Annotated in this window: 17 protein-coding genes; 8 read left to right on the plus strand and 9 right to left on the minus strand. The window is 66.6% G+C overall.

Going from position 1 to position 20,742, the window contains the following annotated elements:
* Window positions 1-88: 88 nt before the first annotated feature.
* Together pyrG and AC3DEZ_RS09025 are read right to left on the minus strand one after the other, a co-directional pair.
* Entirely contained in the window at window positions 89-1,750 is a 1,662-nt protein-coding gene (pyrG, locus tag AC3DEZ_RS09020) for a CTP synthase (RefSeq protein WP_488387903.1), read from the minus strand.
* A 131-nt stretch (window positions 1,751-1,881) separates the two neighbouring features.
* Complete coding sequence (locus AC3DEZ_RS09025; protein WP_447102946.1) at window positions 1,882-2,142, minus strand: hypothetical protein; 261 nt, start codon at window positions 2,140-2,142, stop codon at window positions 1,882-1,884.
* A 166-nt stretch (window positions 2,143-2,308) separates the two neighbouring features.
* On the opposite strand from AC3DEZ_RS09025, the gene AC3DEZ_RS09030 reads away from it, so the two are divergent.
* The 5 genes from AC3DEZ_RS09030 (at window position 2,309) to AC3DEZ_RS09050 (ending at window position 8,411) form a co-directional block, all read left to right on the plus strand.
* Window positions 2,309-3,019 carry a hypothetical protein gene (locus AC3DEZ_RS09030; RefSeq protein ID WP_488387904.1) on the plus strand — a complete coding sequence of 237 codons (711 nt, stop codon included), beginning with the start codon at window positions 2,309-2,311 and terminating at the stop codon, window positions 3,017-3,019.
* Between the two features lie 33 nt (window positions 3,020-3,052).
* Window positions 3,053-4,942, plus strand: a complete 1,890-nt coding sequence (gene parE / locus AC3DEZ_RS09035; RefSeq protein WP_488387905.1) for a DNA topoisomerase IV subunit B — start codon at window positions 3,053-3,055, stop codon at window positions 4,940-4,942.
* Between the two features lie 304 nt (window positions 4,943-5,246).
* Window positions 5,247-6,671 (plus strand): alpha/beta hydrolase family protein, encoded by a 1,425-nt coding sequence (locus AC3DEZ_RS09040; RefSeq protein ID WP_488387906.1) that lies wholly within the window; start codon window positions 5,247-5,249, stop codon window positions 6,669-6,671.
* Entirely contained in the window at window positions 6,641-7,177 is a 537-nt protein-coding gene (locus tag AC3DEZ_RS09045) for an alpha/beta hydrolase family protein (protein WP_488387953.1), read from the plus strand. Before AC3DEZ_RS09040 ends, AC3DEZ_RS09045 begins: the two co-directional genes overlap by 31 nt.
* Window positions 7,178-7,280: 103 nt before the next feature.
* Window positions 7,281-8,411 (plus strand): carboxylate-amine ligase, encoded by a 1,131-nt coding sequence (locus AC3DEZ_RS09050; protein WP_488387907.1) that lies wholly within the window; start codon window positions 7,281-7,283, stop codon window positions 8,409-8,411.
* 33 nt (window positions 8,412-8,444) lie between these two features.
* On the opposite strand, the gene mdtD is transcribed toward AC3DEZ_RS09050, so the two are convergent.
* The 5 genes from mdtD to AC3DEZ_RS09075 all read right to left on the minus strand — a co-directional run bounded on the left by mdtD (window position 8,445) and on the right by AC3DEZ_RS09075 (window position 15,230).
* A complete protein-coding gene (gene mdtD / locus AC3DEZ_RS09055) occupies window positions 8,445-9,872 on the minus strand; it encodes a multidrug transporter subunit MdtD (RefSeq protein ID WP_447102951.1) in 1,428 nt (475 codons plus the stop codon).
* A 49-nt stretch (window positions 9,873-9,921) separates the two neighbouring features.
* On the minus strand, window positions 9,922-10,902 hold the full coding sequence (locus AC3DEZ_RS09060; RefSeq protein ID WP_488387908.1) for a DMT family transporter: 981 nt from the start codon (window positions 10,900-10,902) through the stop codon (window positions 9,922-9,924).
* A 98-nt stretch (window positions 10,903-11,000) separates the two neighbouring features.
* A complete protein-coding gene (locus AC3DEZ_RS09065; protein ID WP_488387909.1) occupies window positions 11,001-12,467 on the minus strand; it encodes a DUF418 domain-containing protein in 1,467 nt (488 codons plus the stop codon).
* A 121-nt stretch (window positions 12,468-12,588) separates the two neighbouring features.
* Window positions 12,589-13,950, minus strand: coding sequence for a glutathione-disulfide reductase (gene gorA / locus AC3DEZ_RS09070; protein ID WP_488387910.1), 1,362 nt, complete (start codon window positions 13,948-13,950; stop codon window positions 12,589-12,591).
* Complete coding sequence (locus tag AC3DEZ_RS09075; RefSeq protein WP_488387954.1) at window positions 13,947-15,230, minus strand: NAD(P)/FAD-dependent oxidoreductase; 1,284 nt, start codon at window positions 15,228-15,230, stop codon at window positions 13,947-13,949. Before AC3DEZ_RS09075 ends, gorA begins: the two co-directional genes overlap by 4 nt.
* 271 nt (window positions 15,231-15,501) lie before the next feature.
* Here AC3DEZ_RS09075 and AC3DEZ_RS09080 point away from each other — a divergent pair, with 271 nt between their 5' ends.
* On the plus strand, window positions 15,502-17,106 hold the full coding sequence (locus tag AC3DEZ_RS09080; RefSeq protein ID WP_488387911.1) for a M4 family metallopeptidase: 1,605 nt from the start codon (window positions 15,502-15,504) through the stop codon (window positions 17,104-17,106).
* 68 nt (window positions 17,107-17,174) lie between these two features.
* On the opposite strand, the gene AC3DEZ_RS09085 is transcribed toward AC3DEZ_RS09080, so the two are convergent.
* On the minus strand, window positions 17,175-18,449 hold the full coding sequence (locus tag AC3DEZ_RS09085; RefSeq protein ID WP_488387912.1) for a DUF418 domain-containing protein: 1,275 nt from the start codon (window positions 18,447-18,449) through the stop codon (window positions 17,175-17,177).
* A 65-nt stretch (window positions 18,450-18,514) separates the two neighbouring features.
* Window positions 18,515-19,411: a LysR family transcriptional regulator gene (locus tag AC3DEZ_RS09090; protein ID WP_488387913.1), complete on the minus strand. Its 897-nt coding sequence runs from the start codon at window positions 19,409-19,411 to the stop codon at window positions 18,515-18,517.
* A gap of 94 nt (window positions 19,412-19,505) precedes the next feature.
* Between AC3DEZ_RS09090 and AC3DEZ_RS09095 the strand changes: the two genes are divergently transcribed.
* Window positions 19,506-20,234 (plus strand): cysteine hydrolase family protein, encoded by a 729-nt coding sequence (locus tag AC3DEZ_RS09095; protein WP_488387914.1) that lies wholly within the window; start codon window positions 19,506-19,508, stop codon window positions 20,232-20,234.
* On the plus strand, window positions 20,231-20,734 hold the full coding sequence (locus AC3DEZ_RS09100) for a RidA family protein (RefSeq protein ID WP_488387915.1): 504 nt from the start codon (window positions 20,231-20,233) through the stop codon (window positions 20,732-20,734). Before AC3DEZ_RS09095 ends, AC3DEZ_RS09100 begins: the two co-directional genes overlap by 4 nt.
* The last annotated feature ends 8 nt before the right edge of the window (window positions 20,735-20,742 follow it).

Genomic DNA, 20,742 nt, shown 5'->3' on the forward strand with positions numbered 1-20,742 from the left:
TGCAGTACCTCGATAGGAGCGACGTCGGTCGCGACCGTGACACCAGGACACCACCGGCCGCGACGCATCGCGACCGGCCGGGGCGCATTCAGGCGCGCGCTTCCTTCAGCAGCTTGCCACCGGCCTTGCGCTCGCGCGCGGCGCGGATGAAGCCGACGAACAGCGGATGACCATCACGCGGAGTGGACAGGAATTCCGGGTGCGCCTGGCAGGCCAGGAACCACGGATGCACCGCGCGCGGCAGTTCGACCATTTCCACCAGCAGATCGTCCATCGACTTGGCGGAAACCAGCAGGCCGGCGTCTTCCAGCTGGGTGCGGTAGCGGTTGTTGAACTCGTAGCGGTGGCGGTGGCGTTCGGCCACCACGTCCTTGCCGTAGAGTTCGCGCGCCAGCGTGCCGGGCTTGAGTCGGGCTTCCTGCAGGCCCAGGCGCATGGTGCCGCCCAGATCCGAACGCTCGTCGCGCTTCTCGACATCACCGCTCGCGGTGCGCCATTCGGTGATCAGCGCGATGACCGGATGCGGCGACTGCTTGTCGTTTTCGGTGCTGTTGGCACCTTCCAGCCCGGCCACGTGGCGGGCGTAATCCACCACCGCCGCCTGCATGCCGTAGCAGATGCCGAAGTAAGGCACGCCGTTCTGGCGGGCATGACGGGAAGTCAGCACCTTGCCCTCGAAGCCGCGGTCGCCGAAACCGCCCGGCACCAGGATGCCGTCGACGCCATCGAGCAGCGACATGTCGCTGTCTTCGAGTTCCTGGGCCTCGATCCACTTCAGGTTGACCCGGGTGCGCTGGCGCAGGCCACCGTGCTTGAGCGCTTCGCCCACCGACTTGTAGGCGTCCTGGTGATCGACATACTTGCCGACCACCGCGATGGTGACTTCGTCCAGCGGGTTGAGGGTGGCGTCGACCGCCGCCTCCCACTCGGACAGGTCCGCTTCGCGGGCGTTGTCCAGGCGCAGCTGGCGGATCGCGATGTCATCGAGCCCCTGGCCGTGCAGGCCAAGCGGGATCTTGTACAGCACGTCCACGTCCGGGACGCTGATCACCGCGCGCTCGGGCACGTTGGTGAACAGCGAGATCTTGCGGCGCTCGGAATCCGGAATCGGCTGCTCCGAGCGGCACAGCAGCACGTCCGGCTGGATACCGATGGAGCGCAGTTCCTTGACCGAATGCTGGGTGGGCTTGGTCTTGAGTTCGCCGGCCGCGGCCACGAACGGCACCAGGGTCAGGTGCATGAACAGCGCCTTCTCCGGTCCACGTTCGGTGCGGATCTGGCGGATCGCCTCCAGGAACGGCAGCGACTCGATGTCGCCCACGGTGCCGCCGATTTCCACCAGCGCCACGTCGTGGCCCTCGGTGGCCTCGTCGATGCAGCGGCGGATCTCGTCGGTGATATGCGGAATCACCTGCACGGTCGCGCCGAGGTAGTCACCGCGGCGTTCGCGGCGGATGACGTTCTCGTAGATGCGACCGGTGGTGATCGAGTGCTTGCGGCTGAGCCGGGTGCGCACGAACCGCTCGTAGTGGCCCAGGTCCAGGTCGGTCTCGGCGCCGTCGTCGGTGACGTACACCTCGCCGTGCTGGAACGGGCTCATGGTGCCCGGATCGACGTTGATGTAGGGGTCCAGCTTCATCATCGTGACCTTCAGGCCACGTGCTTCGAGGATGGACGCAAGCGAAGCGGCGGCGATGCCCTTGCCTAGCGAGGACACGACGCCGCCGGTGACAAAAATAAGGGGAGTCATTAGCAGGGCTCCGGAAAGCCATAGTCTACCGGCAACGCCGGGTTTCTAAAAGCCGAACGCCCCGCTCAGGCGGGGCGTCCGGGGGTGCCGTGAAGGCTCGAAATCCTTGTGCGGCAAGGGTTTCGACGGAATCAGGGCTTGCGCTCTTCTTCCTCTTCCTGCTCGCCGGATTTCTTGCCCTGCTCGGTCTTCTGCTTGGTGCGGGCAGCAGCGGCGGCCTCGTTGGCGGCCCGGCGCTGCGCCTTGCGGTCGGCATCGGAGGCGTCGGACTGCGAGGAAGCGGACTTGTCGGCATCCTGGCTGCCGGATTTGGATTGCTGTGCCAGCGCCAGGCCGGCGGCGGCGGCCGTCACGGCGGCCAGGGCGAGAATCAACAGCTTGCGCGGTTTCATGGCTTGTCTCCCTTTCACTCGTTTGCATCGCCAGATGGGGCCGGGTCGGCAGCATTCAACTGGCACGCGCACGATACCCCAAGGGCGCTCGCCCGCTCCTGAACGTGCAAAAACCGCGCGCTGGCCGCACACTTCGCGTCCCGTGGGATTCCGACGCCGCCGCCCGATGCGCCCTGCTCTGCTCTGCTCCGCGCTGCTCTTGTTGTTCGCCCAGGCCCTGTCGGCCCCGACCGCCCGGGCGGCACGCGCCTCGCTGCCGCCGCAGCAGGTGCAGTTGGATGCGCTCACCCGCGATACCCAGAAACACAGTCTGGGCAACGGCAGGATGGAGGTCGTCTGGTGGATCCCACCGGAATACTGGCAAATCAGTGTGGCCCAGCAGAAGGACGCGACCCCGGAGGTACTTTCCGGGCTCAGCCAGACCTTCAACGACTACAACATCGTCGCGGTGGTGCAGGCGACGGTTGCGGACGACATGGAGTACCGCTTCACCCCGGAGGCCGACGTCCGCGACTCCACCGTGCTCATCGACCCGCAGGGGCGGACCCACGCGGTACTGGCCGAGGACAAGATACCGACCCGGCTGGCGGCGACCCTGGCCTTCCTGAAGCCGGTCCTGGCCAACGGCATCGGCCCGATGGGCAGGAGCATGTATTTTCTGGTGTTTCCCGGCAATGACGCACAGGGACGCCGCCTGATCGATCCGTTGGGAGACGGCGTCGCCCGGGTCCAGACCACCAACAAGCGTCACGACTTTCGACTGCCGCTGGGTAGCCTGCTGCCGGACAAGCGCGACACCACCACCGGTGAATCCTTCCCCGGCGATTTCCTGTACAACCCCTACACCGGCCGTCAGCTGGACGTTCCCCGTCCCTGATCCGCACACGCAAACCGAGACAGCATCGAATTCATGAGCAGTCGTTACAACGCCGCCGACATCGAAGTCCTCTCCGGCCTGGATCCGGTCAAGCGCCGCCCGGGCATGTACACCGACACCTCGCGGCCCAATCACCTGGCGCAGGAAGTCATCGACAACGCGGTCGACGAAGCCCTGGCCGGGCATGCCGGCGAGATCGAGGTCACCCTGTACAAGGACGGCAGCTGCGAGGTCAGCGACGATGGCCGCGGCATGCCGGTGGACATCCATCCGGAAGAAAAGATCCCGGGCGTCGAGCTCATCCTCACCCGCCTGCACGCGGGCGGCAAGTTCAGCAACCGCAACTACACCTTCAGCGGCGGCCTGCATGGCGTCGGCGTGAGCGTGGTCAACGCGCTGTCGAAGAAGGTCGAAATCTTCATCAAGCGCGAAGGCAACGAGTACCGGATGGAGTTCCGCGACGGCGATGCCGCCTCGAAGCTGGAAACCGTCGGTACCGTCGGCAAGAAGAATACCGGCACCCGCCTGCGCTTCTGGCCGGACGCCAAGTACTTCGACACTCCGAAGTTCAACGCGCGCGCACTGCGCCATCTGTTGCGCGCCAAGGCCGTGCTGTGCCCGGGGCTGACCGTCAAGCTGCATGACGAATCCACCGGCGAGCGCGATACCTGGCACTTCGAGGACGGCCTGCGCGACTATCTGAAGGGCGAGATGCAGGGCCGCGAGCTGTTGCCGCCGGATCTGTTCGTCGGCCAGCTCAAGAAGGACACCGAGATCGTCGACTGGGCGGTGGCCTGGGTACCGGATGGCGAACTGGTGCAGGAAAGCTACGTCAACCTGATCCCGACGGCCCAGCACGGTACCCACGTCAACGGCCTGCGCAGCGGCCTGACCGACGCGCTGCGCGAGTTCTGCGACTTCCGCAACCTGCTGCCGCGCGGGGTCAAGCTGGCGCCGGAAGATGTCTGGGACCGGGTGGCCTTCGTGCTGTCGTTGAAGATGACCGACCCGCAGTTCAGCGGACAGACCAAGGAACGCCTGAGTTCGCGCCAGGCCGCCGGTTTCATCGAGGGCGCCGCGCACGATGCTTTCAGCCTGTGGCTGAACCAGCACGTGGACCTGGGCGAGAAGATCGCCCAGATCGCGATCGAGCGCGCCGCGGCCCGCCTGAAGACCGAGAAGCAGGTCGTCCGCAAGAAAGTGACCCAGGGCCCCGCCCTGCCCGGCAAGCTGGCCGACTGCATCAGCCAGGACCTGTCGCGGACGGAGCTGTTCCTGGTCGAAGGCGACTCGGCCGGCGGCAGCGCCAAACAGGCGCGCGACAAGGACTTCCAGGCGATCCTGCCGCTGCGCGGCAAGATCCTGAACACCTGGGAAGTCGCCTCCGGCAGCGTGCTGGCATCGCAGGAAGTGCATGATCTGGCGGTCGCGATCGGCTGCGATCCCGGCAAGGAGGACATCTCCGGCCTGCGCTACGGCAAGGTGGTCATCCTGGCCGACGCGGACTCCGACGGCCTGCACATCGCGACTCTGCTGAGCGCGTTGTTCCTGCGCCATTTCCCGGCGCTGGTGCAGGCTGGCCACGTGTTCGTGGCGATGCCGCCGCTGTTCCGCGTGGATGTGGGCAAGCAGGTGTTCTACGCGCTCGACGAGGAAGAAAAGCGCCTGCTGCTGGAGAAGATCCAGCGCGAGAAGATCAAGGGCGCCGTCAACGTCACCCGCTTCAAGGGCCTGGGCGAGATGAACGCCTCGCAGCTGCGCGAGTCGACCATCCACCCCGACACCCGCCGGCTGGTCCAGCTGACCGTCGAGGACGGCGACCAGACCCACTCGCTGATGGACATGCTGCTGGCGAAGAAGCGGGCCAGCGAGCGGAAATCCTGGTTGGAGACCAAGGGCGATCTGGCTTCGCTGGAAGTCTGATCGCGGCGATTCACCCCGCCAGCAGCCGTGGCGACGGCGCTGGCATTCCCGCGCCGCTCCTGCCCCAAGGGCGCGGCTTTGCTTGATGGCTGATTCCGGACACTTCGCCGTGCCCCGCGCTGACGGCGTGGTGCAGTTGGAGACCTGAAGCCTGAGCATCGCCCGACATCTGATCGCCCTCCGAACACTGCGCGCCGGGCTGTTGCGGCCCTCCTTTCCCGTCCCTGATGCGCCGCCCGGTGACAAGCTACCCGCCCGGGTGGCACCATCCGCGCACACCCGCACAAGTTCCTGGGGAGGAACCGTGTACGCATCAAATGGATTTAAATGGGCCGCTCTGCTGTGTGGCCTGGTGGCGGCGCCTGCGTGGGGCCAGACGATTCCGGTGGAGAACTTCGCCAAGCACGGGGAAATCAGCGGCATCGCCATGTCGCCCAGCGGAAAGCACGTCGCGATGGCGGTTCCCAGCGCCGATGGGCTGGAGACCCAACTCCAGATCGTCCCATTGGACGGTAGCGGCAAAGTGCAGGTCCTGCGTTTCGGCCCGCAACAGCATGTGGCCACCCCCATCTGGAGCGACGACGACCAGCTCGTGGTATCGCGCGCCAAGATGGAACCGCTGCATGCCCGTCCCTACAGCTATGGTGAACTGATTTCCTCGGATATCCATGGCAAGACCCAGGAAACCCTGTTCGCCTATGTCAAGGATGACGGGGTACGCAGCGGGCGCCGCAAAGACCAGGGATTTGCCGCGGTCGATCACATTCTGGAAAGTGAGCCGGGCAGCATCCTGGTCGATTTCACTTGCTGGTCGGGCGTGTGTGGAGAGGAGTCGCCCACGGTCGTCTACAAGGTGGATACGCGCACCGGTACCCGCAAGGAAATCGAGCGTTCATCCAAGCCGGCCAGTTTCTATTACGACCGCACCGGCAGGCCGCGCCTGCGCATCACCCACGATGGCAATGACGAACCGGTGCTGCATTACCGCCCCACACCCGGCGCCGACTGGCAAGCGGTGCCAGCGTCACTGGCTGGCTACACGATGTATGGATTGAGTTTCGACGCCGACAACAACACTGCCTACGCGTTGGTGTCCGACAAACAGGAGCCCGCGCAACTGTTCCGCATCGACTTCGCGGCCGGGACCCGCAACCTGCTGATCGGTCGCGAGGATGCTGCGGTCAGCCGCCTGCTGTACGCCGGTCATGATGGTGTCCCGTTCGGGGTGATTTTCGATTCCGACAAGCCGTCCATCCGCTACCTGGACAACGGTTCCGAGTGGGCGAAGCTGCACGCGGGTCTGCTCAAGACGTTTCCCGGGCAGATGGCGAGCATCATCGACTTCAGCCGCGACAACCGCAAGGTACTGTTCAGCACCTGGTCCGATCGCCATTCGGGCAATTACTACGTGCTGGATCGTGACGCCGGCAAGGTGCAGCTGATCAGCGAGGTCCGTCCGTGGATCAAGCCGGAACAGATGGCACCGATGCGGCCATTCGAATTCAAGGCCAGCGACGGTCTGAAATTGTTCGGCTTCTACACCGCCAAGGCTGGGGCCACCGGCCCGCAGCCGCTGGTCGTCATGGCGCACGGCGGTCCCTACGGCCCATATGACAGCTGGACGTTCGACGACGACGTCCAGTTCCTCGCCAGTCGCGGCTACGCGGTTCTGGCGGGCGTGGCGAAGCATTCCAGCGACTGGGCTACCGTGAATGGGGCGGGAAGATGATGGACGACATCGCCGATGGCGTGCGTTGGGCCATCGACAACAAACTGGCCGATCCGGACCGCATCTGCACCTACGGCGCCAGTTTCGGCGGCTATGCCGCGCTGATGAATCCGATCCGATACCCTGAGCTTTACAAGTGCGCCATCGGGTATGTCGGCGTCTACGACCTGCAGGTGATGCACAAGGAAGGCGACATCAACGACAGCAAGTCCGGACGTCGCTACCTTGATCGCGTGCTGGGCAACGATCCGGCCACGCTGGCCGCCAACTCGCCCGCCCGCAATGTCGACAAGATCAAGATCCCGGTGATGCTGGTGCAGGGCCGTCTGGATCAGCGCGTGCCGATGGACCAGTTCAACGCGCTGGAAAGCGCGTTCAAGAAACAGGGCACGCCCGTGGAAACACTGGTGGTCGGTGGCGAGGGACACGGCTTCTACAAGCCGGAAAACCGCGCCGAGCTGTACCGGCGCATGGAAGCCTTCCTCGGCAAATATCTCGGCAAGTAAGTCCGCGCGCCACATCGCCCACACCGGCGATGTGGCGCGTCTGAACGATACGTTTACCCCCACGATGCGATAACCGGCCTGTTCCTTCCCGGACAGGCTGCACGTGCAGGCACATCCCTACACCTTCGGACTCGAAGAAGAGTACTTCCTGGTTCGCCGCAATCGCCGCCGGCTGCGGCACATGCCGCAGGCGTTCTTCGCCCGTTGCCATGAGGCTCTGGGCGATCGGGTGGGCAGCGAGCTGCTGCAGACCCAGGTGGAAGTGCAGACCCACGTCCATCACGATCCCCAGGAAGCGCGGCGCGATCTGCATCATCTGCGCCGCACGGTGGGCGCCGTCGCCACCGAACACGGTCTCTCCATCCTCGCCGCGGGCACCCATCCCATGGGCCTGTGGCGCGATCAGCGCAGCACCGACAAGCCGCACTACGACCGGGTGATGGAGCAGTTGCAGATGCTCGGCCATCGCAACCTGGTCTGCGGCCTGCACGTGCATGTGCAACCGGCCGACACCTCGGCGCGTATCGATCTGTTGCGGCGGTTGCAACCGTTCCTGCCCCTGCTGCTGGCCATCAGCACTTCTTCACCGTTCTGGATGGGCCATCCCACCGGCCTGATGGGCTACCGGCAGACCGCGTACCAGGAAATCCCCCGCACCGGCCTGCCGCCGCTGTTCGCCAACCAGGCGGCTTATGACCGCTATGTCGCGCGGATGGTGCAGTCCGGCACGATCGAGGACGCCAGTTTCCTGTGGTGGGCGATCCGGCCCTCGTTGCGGTTTCCCACTCTTGAGCTGCGGGTGCCGGACTGCTGCACCGACGCCGAAGACGCATTGGCGCTCGCGCAATTGTTCCGTTGCCTGGTCCGGCACCTCGAACGCCACCCGGAGCGGCACGCGGGGCTGGATGCCGGCGTGCAGGCGATCATCGCGGAGAACCTGTGGCGGGCGCAGCGTCACGGCTACGACGCCGGCCTGATCGATCTGGCCAGCGGTCGCCTGGTGCCGGTCAGGGAAATGCTGCGCAGTACCCAGCAGGTGCTGGAAGAGGACATCGCCGCGCTGGATGCCGGCGATGCCTTCGAGCAGATCTGGCGGATCCTCCAGCACGGCACCAGCGCGCACCGGCAACTGGCGATCTATCGCGAGCGCCGGCATGCCGGCGATGGACGCCTGGACGCATTGCAGGCGGTGGTGGACTGGCTGGCGGAGGCGAGCGTGCCGGTGGGCCGCTAGTTCGTCGACGCTCCGTCCATGCACGCGTGCCCATCAGCCTGGATCGGCGCGCTTCACGCTGGATGGCGGGATCCGGTGGGTCGGCTGCAGTTGGGCGAAGATGGCCGCCGACGCCATCGTGATCAGGCCCACGCAGACGAAGGTCCAGCGGAACGCCGACAGCGCCTGCCCCTGCAACGGATGCAGGGTGAGATTGCCGAACATGCCCAGCAGACTGCCGGCCAGCGCCACGCCGATACTCATCGCCAGCATCATCGTCATCGACAGCAGGCTGTTGCCGCTGCTGGCCAGATCACCATCGAGGTCACGCAGCGCCAGGGTGTTCATGGCGGTGAACTGCAGCGAGTTCACCGCGCCGAAACAGGCGAAGTGGATCAGGTGCACCCACATCGGCTGGTCCGCCGACACCAGCGCGAAGCTGGCCATCGCCAGTCCCACCAGGACCGTGTTGCCGACCAGTACCTTGCGGTAGCCCAGGCGCTGCACCAGCGGCACCACGATGCGCTTGGAGAACATGCCCGCCAGCGCGGCCGGGATCATCAGCATGCCCGCCGACATCGGCGAGAAACCCAGGCCGATCTGCAGCATCAGCGGGATCAGGAACGGCATGCCACTGCTGCCCATGCGCGAGAACAGGTTGCCGAGCAGGCCGATGCTGAAACTCGGCACCCGGAACAGCGCCAGCGGGAACAGCGGACGCGGCGCCCTTGCCGCGTGCAGCCAGTACGCCACCAGTCCGGCGAGACCGAACACCAGCAGCACCATCATCGCCCCGCGGCTGCCCGCATGATCGGACAGGCTGTCCAGCGACAGCGACACCGCGACCATGCCGAATGCCAGCAGCACGTAGCCCAGTGCGTCGAAACGCACCCGCGGCCCGCGCAGATCCGGCATCCAGCGCAGTGCGGCTGCCGCGCCGAGCACACCCAGCGGTAGATTGATCAGGAAGATCCAGTGCCACGACGCGACTTCCACCAGCCAGCCGCCAAGGGTGGGGCCAATCAGCGGACCGATCAGGCCGGGAACGGTGACAAAGCTCATCGCCGCCAGGAAATCCTTGCGTGGGACCGCGCGCAGCACGGCCAGTCGCCCGACCGGCAGCAGCATCGCCCCGCCAATGCCCTGCAGTACGCGCGAAGCCACCAGTTGCGGCAGGTCCTGCGAAACCGCGCAGGTCAGGGAGCCCAGCGTGAACAGCGCGACCGCGGCGATGAAGATCTGTTTGGTGCCGAAGCGATCCGCCAGCCAGCCCGAGGCCGGAATCAGCATCGCCACGGTCAACGCATAGGCCACCACGACCGCCTGCATGCGCAGCGGCGACTGGCCAAGATCCCGGGCCATCGCCGGCAGCGCCGTGTTGACGATGGTGCTGTCCAGCATCTGCATGAACACCCCGGCCGCCACCAGCCACAGCAACGGTCGCAAGGCAATGGCGGGCGGCGGAGTGCTGGTGGTGTTCATGCGGTCATTGTGCCCGCGCCGGTCGCGTTGGCGGATGAAGGCGCGGGCCTCATGCCGCCTTCTGCCGGGAGACCACGAACACCCCGGCCATCACCAGCACGGTGCCGGCGATCTGCCACGCCCCCATCGGCTCGCCCAGCAGCAGCAGGCTGAGCACGATGGTCGATACCGGTCCGATCATCCCGATCTGCGCGGCCAGCGCGGATCCGATCCGCGATACCGCCATCATCACCATCAACACCGGCAGGACGGTGCAGACGGTGCCGTTGAGCAGCGAAAGCCACCAGACCGGTGCCGGAACGTCGAGCAGGCTCGCCGCTGGCCGCAGCAGCAGGAACTGGCCGATGCAGAGCACGCTGGCCACGCTGCTGGCGTAGGCGGTCAGGCGCACCGCGCCCACCCGACGCACCATTTCGCCGCTGCCGACCAGGTAAATGGCGTACGCCAGTGCGCTGCCGAACACCAGCAGGCTGCCCAGCGCGATATTGCCTCCGCCCAGCGACCAGTCGTGGCCGAACGCCAGCAGCACGCCCGCATAGCTGATCACCAGCGCCACCAGTTGCGCGCGGCGAGCGCGGCGGCGGAATACCAACAGGCCGATCGCCAGGACCAGGGTCGGGGTGAGGTACAGGATCAGCCGTTCGAGCGTGGCGGTGATGTAGGCCAGGCCGGCGAAATCCAGGAAGCTGGCCAGGTAGTAGCCGAAGAAGCCGAGCCCGACGATTTTCGGTCCATCACCCGGCGCCAGCGGCGCGGCGCGGCGGGCAGCCCATGCGCCCATCAGCAGGAAGAACGGAAAGGCGACCAGCATGCGCAACGCCAGCAGGGTGACCGCATCCACCCCGTAGCGGTAGCCGAACTTGACGATGATCGCCTTGCCGGAGAACGCGATCGCGCCCAGCGCCGCCAGGGCGAAGCCGCCGAGCAGCGGGCGCGGCGTGACTGTTCCGGAGGGCGCCGCCTCCGGATCCAGCACCGCGCTGGCCGATTCGTCCTGCTGTGCTTCGTCGTCCTGGCCGGCACCGCTCATCGGGAGACGAGGGCCGGGGGGCGAACGGAAGGAAGGCGTGACGCGTGCGGGGGAATGCGCTCATCCATGCGCGCATTCTAAACCTGGTGCGGTTCGGCTCAGGCCGGATGCACCGTTCCATCCGCTGTTGCCGCGACGGAGCGTTTGCGGCGCATCGGCGGCAGTTGCCAGTAAGTCAGCGCGCGCCAGGCCCATTCCAGCGGTCCATAGCGGAAATGGCGCAGCCACAGCCAGCTGAAAGTCACCTGCAAGGCGAACACCACCGCCACGAAAGCCATCTGGCCGGGCCGGGACAGCTGTCCCCAGTAACCCAGGCCGTAGCCGAAGAAGAACAGCGTGCTGATCACCGAGGCGCCGATGTAGTTGGTCAACGCCATCCGGCCGGCATGGCCGAGCGGCGCCAACCAGCGGCCGGCGCGCGTGCCAAGCAGCAGGACCAGGCCAGCGAAGTAGCCGAGGCACAGCAACAGCGCCCCCAGCTGGAACAGCGACACCGCCGCCATCCGCGCCGGATCGCGCCCGCCCATCCCGTCGCCGGGGAAACTGGGCACCAGCCACACGCTCAGCAGGGTCATCGCCATGCCGATCGGCAATGTCCACGCCGCCAGCTTCCGGAACAACGCCCTGTGCTCGCGCAACCGCGCCACCACGCCCGCGCGGACGAACCAGAATCCGATCATGAACATCGGCAGCGCCATGAAACTCAGCCCCGCCGCGTCCGGCATGTCCTCCGCGAACTTGCCGGCGCGATAACGGACGGCCTCGGCGTAACTGCCGCGGCTGTCGATGCGGATCTCCTCGATCCTTTCCTTCGCCCGCTCCGCCAGGCGCTCCTGGCGCTTGCCGATCTGCTCGGCGGTTTCAGGGGAGCGGATCTGCGGATAGATCGCGGTCACGCCCGCACCGATCAGGCCGAGCAGGAACATCAGCGAGTACAAGGTCACGCCCCACTTCCACCAGCGCGCCAGGCTGCCGCGATGCAGGAAGAACATCAGCACGCCGACCAGCACGAGCACGGCGATGGACGCCATCAACGCCCCCGACTTCAGGGCGGCGGCCGTGGCCGCGAACGACACCAACAGGCCCAGCCACAGTTTCCAGTTGCGGGTCACCACCAGCAGCAGGGCCAGGGCGGTGATGGCGTAGTTGTGCAGGATGTCGCCGGTCCAGACCAGGATGAAATGGGCGATGCCGAACAGGAACAGCCCCAGGATCCGCCGCAGGTAAGGCGTGACGAACGCACGGCCGCGGTTCTCCGCGCGTCCGAGCATCACCGCGAAGCCGATGCCGAACAGCAGCGAGAACAGGGTCCAGAACTTGCCCTGGACGAACACGTACACCAGCCAGCTGACCGCGTAGTCCAGGCCGTGCAGCGAGGGATCGATGCCCCGGCCCAACTCGCTGATCGGACGGGTGAACCATTCCACGTTCATCAGGAAGATGCCGATCAGGGCGAAGCCGCGGATGATGTCGAGCGCGGCGATGCGATCTCCTGCATCGATGGGTGTCAGCGCGGCGCCGGCTTCCCCGGGCGCGGCGGTGGTCACGGGAACGTCCTGGTGCATGGCGGCTCTCCTGCCTGTACCGGCGCACCATAGCGCCGGCCACCGGGGGGCTCAGGTGCCGGAGGTCACCCAACCGTCGGCACGGCCCGCCGCCGGTCGGATCGTCCCTTCGACCGCCACCTCAACGCATCAGCACCACTTCCTCGGCCGAGGTCGGATGGATGGCCACGGTGTCTTCCAGATCCCGGCGGGTGATGCCGCGCCGGATCGCCACCGCGAAGCCCTGCAGGATTTCGTCGGCACCCTCGCCCAGCAGGTGCAGGCCGACCACCTTTTCCTCCTCGCCCACGCAGACCAGCTTGAACAGGCTGCGCTGCGGCGAGTCGGCCAGCGCATGCAGCATCGGACGGAAACGCGCGCGGTAGATGCGCACGGCGGCATCGCCGAAGCTGGCACGGGCTTCCTGCTCGGTCAGGCCGACCTTGCCGATGGGCGGATGCGAGAACACCACCGTGGCGATGTCGCGGAAATCCAGACGCGATTCCGGCTTGCCGCCGTACAGGCGATCCATCAACCTGCGCGCCGCGGCGATCGCCACCGGTGTCAGCGCCGGACCCGCGGTGACATCGCCGACCGCATGGATGTTCGCCACGCTGGTGTCCTGCCATTCGTCGACCTGCACGAAACCGCGCGCGTCCACGGTCACACCGGCGTTCTCCAGGCCGAGGCTGGCGGTGCTGGGGACGCGTCCGGTGGCGAAGAACACCCGATCGAACGGTTCGCTGCGCTCGCCATGGGCATCCAGCAACACGACCTTGCCGTCGCCGGCCGGCTGCAGTTCCGCCAGCGCATGGCCGAAGTGCGCGTGCAGGCCGTGCTGGCGACTGTCCTCGAGCAGATCCGCGGCCAGCTCATGATCGAAGCCTTCCAGCAGGCGCTGGCCCCGCACGAACAGTTCCACCTGGCTGCCCAGCGCCTGCAGCACGCCGCCCAGTTCGACCGCGATGTAGCCGCCACCGATCAGCGCCACCCGTGATGGCGGCTCGCAGAGCTGGAAGAAGTCGTCGGACACCCCGCCGAGTTCCGCGCCGGGCACCGGCGGGCGACGCGGCCGGCCACCGGTGGCGATCAGGATCCGTTCGCCGCGCAGGCGCGCCCCATCGCTGTTTTCCACGGTATGCGCATCGATCAGATGGCCGCGGCATGGCATCCAGACAATGCCGCTTTCATCCAGTCGCTTGCGATAGCTGGCGTGGATGCCCGCGATGTAGCGGGTCCGGTGGACGATGAACTCCCGCCAGTCGAGCGGGCGCGATTCCAACTGGAAACCCAGCTGCGCTGCCAGCGCGATGCGCTGCGCGGTGTCGGCCGCCAGCCACATCGCCTTCTTCGGCACGCAACCGACGTTGACGCAGGTGCCGCCAAGTTCCGCCGGTTCCAGCAAGGCGACCCGCGCGCCATGCGCCGCGGCGCGGAAGGCGCCGGCGAGGCCACCGGATCCGCCGCCGATCACGATCAGGTCGAAGTGGGTCTGCGGGTTCATGAAAAACGCTCCGGTCGATAGGGAGAGGGATCAAAGGCCGGCATGCGGCCGGTGACGAGATCGGCCATCAGCTGGCCGGTGGCGGCGCTCATGCTGATGCCGAGCATGCCGTGGCCGGCGGCCAGCCACAGATTCGGATGCCGGGGCACGCGGCCCAGCAGCGGCAGATCGTCCCAGGTCATCGGCCGCCAGCCGCACCAGCGTTCCTGCACGACGTCGCCTACGGGATCGCGCAGGAATTCGCGCGCACCGCGCTCCAGCGCGGCCAACCGGACTTCGTTGAGACGATCGTCGTAGCCGGAAAACTCCATGGTGCTGCCCAGGCGGAAGCCGCTGTCCCACACGGTCACGCAGACCGATCGGTCTTTCAGCACCAGGGGCCGCTTCGGCACCCGCGCGGGACGGCTGTAGGTCACCGAGTAGCCCTTGCCCGGCTGGATGGGAATGCGCAGGCCCAGCCGGCGCGCGAACTCCGGCGTCCATGCGCCGAGCGCGAACACCGCTTCGCGTCCCTGCCGCGTGCCCAGCGAAGTACGCATCCGCACGCCTTCCGGACCATCCTCGAAATCGAGGATGCGGCATCCGGTTTCAATCACCCCGCCCCGCTCGCGCACCACGCGCGCGAGCTCGGCGACGTAGCGATCCGGCCGCAGGCGCGCATCGCCGGGAAACCGGATCGCGCCGGCGACGCCTTCGCGCATCGCCGGTTCCTCGGCTTCGTAGTCGGCGCCCCCCATCACCTCGCTGGCGATGCCCAGGCGCCGCAGCGATTCGCACTCATGCGCATAGCGCTCGAAGTTGCGCGGATCGCGGAATACATAGTCCAGGCCTTCCTCCTGGAACTCGCAGCGCAGCGGATAGCGCGCCACCCAGGTCGCCAGGCGCCTGCGCGAATCGTCGAGCAGGGCGGCGCGCGCCCGCGCGCTGTCCAGCCAGTCCCGCGGATTGCAGCGCGCGGAAAAACGCAGCAACCATCGCCACAAGGCGGGATCCACGCGCGGTTTCAGGTACAGCGGTGCATCCGGCGTCAGCATCCAGCGCAGCGCCTGTTTCACCACGCCGGGCGCGGCCAGCGGCGGTGCGTGGCTGGGGGTGATGGTGCCGCAGTTGCCGTGCGAGGCGCCGGCGCCAATGTGTTCGCCCGCTTCAAGCACGCGGACCTCGCGTCCGGCTTCCAGCAGCATCAGCGCGGTCGACAGGCCGATGGCGCCCGAACCGAGAATGAGAATCTCCTCCCGCCGCCGATTCATGCGTGCCGCCCGCTCATCGGACGTCGCCACGCGGACGCGCATGACCCGCCGCATGACCGGCTTTTCCATACGGCGTCAACCACTGCGGACATGTCAAGCGTAATCGGAAAAAGGTAACTGTCATTCTCTGTCTTTCTTCACATCGTTTCCATTGACACCAATTGTCCCGGGACAACAACGTGGAGACATCGCCGGTCGTCTCCACATCCGCGCGATGGAGCGCGCCCCACCCGCTTCCGATCCTGTTCCGAATCCTGCTGTCGCAACACCCACATCCACACACCACAGGGGTCAGCAAGCAATGCAACGGAAGAACAGTCTCATCTCCACGGCCATCGCCGCCATCCTCGTCTCCTCTCCGCTGTACGGCGCCAACGCGGACCAGACACCGGCCGCCAGTCGCGCGAAGGGCCTGGCCGTGGGCCACGCGGCCGCGCTGAAGAGCAGTGACGGCGACGAGTTCGTCGCCCGCGATGTTATCGTCGATCGCGACGGCACGGAGCACGTGCGCATGGATCGCCGCTACCGGGGCCTGCCGGTAATCGGCGGCGACGTGGTGATTCACTCCAGGAATGGAAAGCTCAAATCCACCAGCCTGACCCTTCGCGGCAACGGCCGGCCGGCACTCAAGGCCGGCATCGATGCCGATGCCGCGGTGGTCTCGGCCGGCGCGGACTTCAAGGGCCAGATCGATGACATCGGCAGCCAGGGCCTGGTGATCTACGCGCGCGGCGCGCAGCCGGTGCTCGCGTACGAAGTGCGGGTGCGCGGTGTCTCCGACAGCCAGGGCGAGGCCGACATGCGCTACTTCGTCGATGCGCGCAGCGGCAAGGTGCTGGACTATTGGAACATCATCCACACCGCCGCGGCCGTCGGCACCGGCCAGACCCTGTTCCTCGGCGACGTGGCCATCACCACCAACTCGATCAGCGGCGGCTACCAGATGCTGGATCCCACCCGTGGCGGTGGCAACACCCGTGACGGCCTGGGCAAGGAAATCAGTCGCGTGTACAGCACCGCCGCGATCATGACCGACGCCGACAACAACTGGGGCAACAACGCCGAATCCCAGGTGGCCAGCGAGGCTTCGGACGCACACTTCGGCGTGGCCGCCACGTGGGACTATTACAAGAACACCTTCGGCCGCAACGGCATCTTCAACGACGGCGTGGGCGTGAAGAGCATCGTCAACGTGACCTTCCGCGGCGGCGGCGGCCCGGCCACCGGCGGCAACGCGGGCTGGTACGGCGCACCCTACAAATTCATGGCCTATGGTCTTGGCACCTCGACCTGGTACCCGGTGGTGGCGATCGACGTGGCCGGGCATGAGATGACCCACGGCGTGACCGAGGCCACCTCCAACCTGGCGTACTCCGGCGACGCGGGCGGCCTGAACGAAGCGGCTTCCGACATCATGGGCACGATGGTGGAGTACTTCGTCAACAACGCCAGTGATCCCGGCGACTACATGATTGGCGAGAAGATCTACCGCAGCAATCCGGACGGCAAGAAAGCGCTGCGCTACATGTTCCGCCCGGGTGACGCGGACGCGGGTCGCTCGTACAACTGCTATCCGGCGGCGGGTTTCGCCGGAGTGGATCCGCACTACTCCTCCGGCCCGGCCAACCACTTCTTCTACCTGCTCGCCGAAGGCGCGGTCTCGCCGGCCGGCTTCAGCTACACCGCCAGCCAACTGGTCTGCAACGGCGATACCGGCGTGACCGGCATCGGTCGCGACGCCGCCCAGCGCATCTGGTACCGCGCCCTGACCGTGTACATGACCTCCGGGACGACCTACCCGCAGGCCCGTACCGCCACGCTCAACGCGGCCACCGATCTGTACGGCGCCGGCTCGGCCCAGTACAACGCGGTGGCGCGCGCATGGAGCGCGGTCAGCGTCAATTGATCCGGCTTTCGCCCATGGTGAAAAAGGAAACGGCCCGCGCAAGCGGGCCGTTTTTTCTTCCGGTGTCCTCAGGCGGATGCGGGACTCACGCGCATCGGCTGCGGTCGCAGGTAGGTCAGCGAACGCCAGACCCACTCGGCAGGCCCGAAGCGGAAACGCACCAGCCACCAACGGCTGAATACCACCTGGAGCAGGAACACCGTGAACACGAACGGCACCTGCCACGCGCGCGGCAACTGATCCAGATAGCCCAGCCCGTAGCCGTTGAAGATCAGCGTGCACACGATCGATTGCGTCAGGTAGTTGGTCAGCGCCATGCGTCCTGCGGGCGCCAGCCAGTGCAGCAACGGTGCGGCCGCCATCGACCGCACGCCCTTCACGATCCAGCCCAGGTAGCCGAACGCCATCAGCACGCTGCCAACGGAACTGGCCACGAACGCCAGCGACGCGTGCAGGCTGATGTTGTTGAAATCCGCGGTGGGCTCCATCCAGAACGACAGCAGCATCAGGGCCAGTCCCAGCGGCAGCGCGCCCCAGCGCAGGAATGCGAACAGGCGCGGGAAACGGTCCGGCGCGGCGATGGCGCCGCTCTTCACGAACCATGTGCCGAACAGGAACATGCCGAACACGGTGGGGCCGATGAACAACAGGTTGCTCAGCATGAAGCCGACATCGCTGGCACGCTGCGCGACGGCTTCCAGATAGGTGCCGACACCATAGGCGTGGCGCTGGGCCTCCAGCATCGCGTTCATTTCAACGCCGGCCTTGGCCATCTCCTGATTCCACTGCGCGGCCGCGTTCGGATCCAGTTGCATCGCCGATCCCACCAGCCCCAGCAGGAGCATCATTCCCGACGACGCGAGGTAGGTCAGTCCCGCCAGCCACGGCAGCCACTTGGCCGATACGTTGCGGAACGCCAGCAGCAGGAACGACAACAACGCATACATCAGCAGGATGTCGCCCGACCAGATGAGCAGGCCGTGGATCAGACCGATGCAGAGCAGTACCAGACTCCGCCGCCAGTACACGCCCGCGAACGGCTGCCCCCGTGCCTCGGCGCGGGTGGACATCACCGCGAAGCCCATGCCGAACAGCAACGAGAACAGCGTGTAGAACTTGCCCTGCACCAGGATGTAGATCAGAGCGTCGGCGATGCGATCAGCCCCGGTCAGGGCGGGGTCGAGCCCGGAGAACGATTGGAACAACGGGCCGGCCATGCCCTCGATGTTCATCAGCAGGATGCCCAGCAGCGCGAAGCCGCGCAGCACATCCATGGTTTCGATGCGTTCGCCGGCGGCCACTGGCCGCAGCGACGCGCCCGCACTCTCCGGTACTGCGCTCATGCCCTGTTCCTCCCTGGATCCGGCCGGCATTAAAGCATGCCCACCGTGCCGCCCCCAGAGGGACTTCAGGCGCTCCGGAGCAACGGTTGGTCGGCGGCGAACCCGACCAGGTGCTCGACCAGCGCACGCACCCGGGCCGGCAGATAACGCTGCTGCGGCCAGACCGCGTACACGGCGCGCGATGGCAAGCGCCAGTCCGCCATCACCTCCACCAGTTCCCCCTTCTCGAGCCCCTGCTGGCAGACATTCAACGGGCACATCAGGATGCCCATGCCCTTGCGGGCGGCGTCGACCGCCAGGCCGAGGTCGTTGACCCGCATCCGCGCGGCCGGACTGAGTTCGAACCGTTCCCCGCCGTGCCGGTGGCGGAACGTCCAGAGCGCCAGCGGTTCGGCCACCACGACATCGTGCTGCTGCAGCTCGGCGGGTGCTGCCGGTGGCGGACGGTCGCGCAGGTAGGCCGGCGAGGCGACCAGCCTGACCCCTATCTCTCCCAGCCTGCGCTGCTGCAGCTGCGAATCCGGCTGCTCGCCGGTGCGGATGGCGAGATCGGCGTGACTGGCGTGCAGATCCTGGGTCTGGTTGCTCAATTGCAGTTCCAGCCGTATCTGCGGATGCCGCGCCAGGAAACCGCCCCAGGCGTCCGCGAACACCCCATTGGCCAAGTTGATCGGCGCCAGCACGCGCAACAATCCTTTCACCTCCCTGAGGCTGTCGTCCAGTTGCTCGACCACCTGTTGCAGCGATTGCACCAGCGGACGACTGCGCTCGTAGTACTGCCAACCTTCCGGTGTCGGCGTCATCCGGCGGGCACTGCGATGCAGCAGGCGGCAACCCAGTTCGCGTTCGAGTCGTTGCAGCCGCCGGGTCAGCGTGGAGGTGGGCAGGCCCAGTCGTCCGGCGGCCTGATTGAGACTGCCGGCTTCGACGATGGCGATGAAGAGGGCAAGATCGTCCAGCATGATTCCAGATATGCAATTTGATATTCAATTAATCGCGATATTCTGCATAAATGAAACTGAATAGGCTATCCGCTCCCGTTTCAAGGAGCCTCCGATGATTCCCCTTCCCCTTCACTCCCTGCTGGGCGCCATGGTCCTGGGCGCGGCCCTGACGACCGCCGCCGCCCCCGTAACGGCCGGCGAACGCGCCACCGACACCGAGGCCCTGCGCCAGCAACACCGGGCCGGGCGCGCGGCCCTGCTGCTCATCGAATTCCAGAACGAGTGGCTGGCCGAAGACGGCAAGCTCAATGGCCTGGTCCAGGATCGCGCGCAACTGGCGGATGCCGTCGCCGCCGGCACCCGCCTGCTCGATGCCGCCCGCGCCGCCGGCCTGCCGGTGATCCATTCCGGCCTGCGCTTCGACCCGGGCCACCCGGAACTGGGGCGCGCCCGCCATGGCCTCCGCGAGGTCATCCCGCGCGTGGGCACCTTCCGTGGCCAGGGGGCGGATTTCTTTGGTCCGTTCCAGCCCGTTTCCGGCGAGTTCGTCGCCAGCGGCCGCCTGGGCGGAAGCGCCTTCGCCGGTTCCAACCTGGACGCCTATCTTCGCAACCGGGGCATCGATACCCTGCTCATCGCCGGCTTCGCGCTGCATGTCTGCGTGGAGTCGACGCTGCGCGCCGCGCACGATCTGGGCTACGACGTCATCCTGGTCGAAGACGCCAGCGCGGCATTCACCGCCGCGCAGCGCACGCACGTGCTTGACGAGGTCGTCCACCATTTCGGACACGCCATGTCCAGCCACGAAGTCATCCACGCACTGACGGAGACGAACGAATGAAATCGCGTGGCATCCGTTTCGCGCTGGCCGCGCTGCTCGCCGGTCATTCCCTCGCCTTGTTCGCCCAGGAGTCTGATTCCATGTTGTATGCCGTCAATCCCCCCGGCGCCACCATTCCCAACGTTTCCCAGGCCATGCGCATCGACGGAGGCAAGCTGTTGCTGCTCTCCGGCCATGTCCCGTTGCGTGCGGACGGCAGTCTGGTGGAAGACTCGCTGGAAGCGCAGATGGAACAGGTGATGCGCAACCTGGACGCGACCCTGCGCGCGGCCGGCAGCGATTTCTCCCACGTGGCGCGACTGACCATCTATGTCCGCGATTTCGATTCCACCCTATTGCCGGCGATAAGAACGGTGCGGGACCGCTGGATTGATCCGAAGCGGCCGCCCGCCAGCGCGCTGGTCGGCGTGCAGGCGCTGTTCCAGCCCGGCGTCCGGGTCGAGGTCGACGCGATTGCGGTCATTCCGGAACACCCCGGTGGCGAGAAGCGCGCGCACTGACCGGCCGG

The sequence above is a fragment of the Pseudoxanthomonas sp. 134C1 genome (genome assembly GCF_057773065.1).

Bases quoted from the DNA above. Each gene is read 5' to 3' on its own strand.
- gorA (WP_488387910.1), bottom strand. From the start codon at position 13,950: ATGAACCCGCAGACCCACTTCGACCTGATCGTGATCGGCGGCGGATCC.
- AC3DEZ_RS09080 (WP_488387911.1), top strand. From the start codon at position 15,502: ATGCAACGGAAGAACAGTCTCATCTCCACGGCCATCGCCGCCATCCTC.
- AC3DEZ_RS09095 (WP_488387914.1), top strand. From the start codon at position 19,506: ATGATTCCCCTTCCCCTTCACTCCCTGCTGGGCGCCATGGTCCTGGGC.
- AC3DEZ_RS09030 (WP_488387904.1), top strand. From the start codon at position 2,309: ATGCGCCCTGCTCTGCTCTGCTCCGCGCTGCTCTTGTTGTTCGCCCAG.
- parE (WP_488387905.1), top strand. From the start codon at position 3,053: ATGAGCAGTCGTTACAACGCCGCCGACATCGAAGTCCTCTCCGGCCTG.
- AC3DEZ_RS09085 (WP_488387912.1), bottom strand. From the start codon at position 18,449: ATGAGCGCAGTACCGGAGAGTGCGGGCGCGTCGCTGCGGCCAGTGGCC.
- AC3DEZ_RS09065 (WP_488387909.1), bottom strand. From the start codon at position 12,467: ATGCACCAGGACGTTCCCGTGACCACCGCCGCGCCCGGGGAAGCCGGC.
- AC3DEZ_RS09100 (WP_488387915.1), top strand. From the start codon at position 20,231: ATGAAATCGCGTGGCATCCGTTTCGCGCTGGCCGCGCTGCTCGCCGGT.
- AC3DEZ_RS09025 (WP_447102946.1), bottom strand. From the start codon at position 2,142: ATGAAACCGCGCAAGCTGTTGATTCTCGCCCTGGCCGCCGTGACGGCC.
- AC3DEZ_RS09060 (WP_488387908.1), bottom strand. From the start codon at position 10,902: ATGAGCGGTGCCGGCCAGGACGACGAAGCACAGCAGGACGAATCGGCC.
- pyrG (WP_488387903.1), bottom strand. From the start codon at position 1,750: ATGACTCCCCTTATTTTTGTCACCGGCGGCGTCGTGTCCTCGCTAGGC.
- AC3DEZ_RS09090 (WP_488387913.1), bottom strand. From the start codon at position 19,411: ATGCTGGACGATCTTGCCCTCTTCATCGCCATCGTCGAAGCCGGCAGT.
- mdtD (WP_447102951.1), bottom strand. From the start codon at position 9,872: ATGAACACCACCAGCACTCCGCCGCCCGCCATTGCCTTGCGACCGTTG.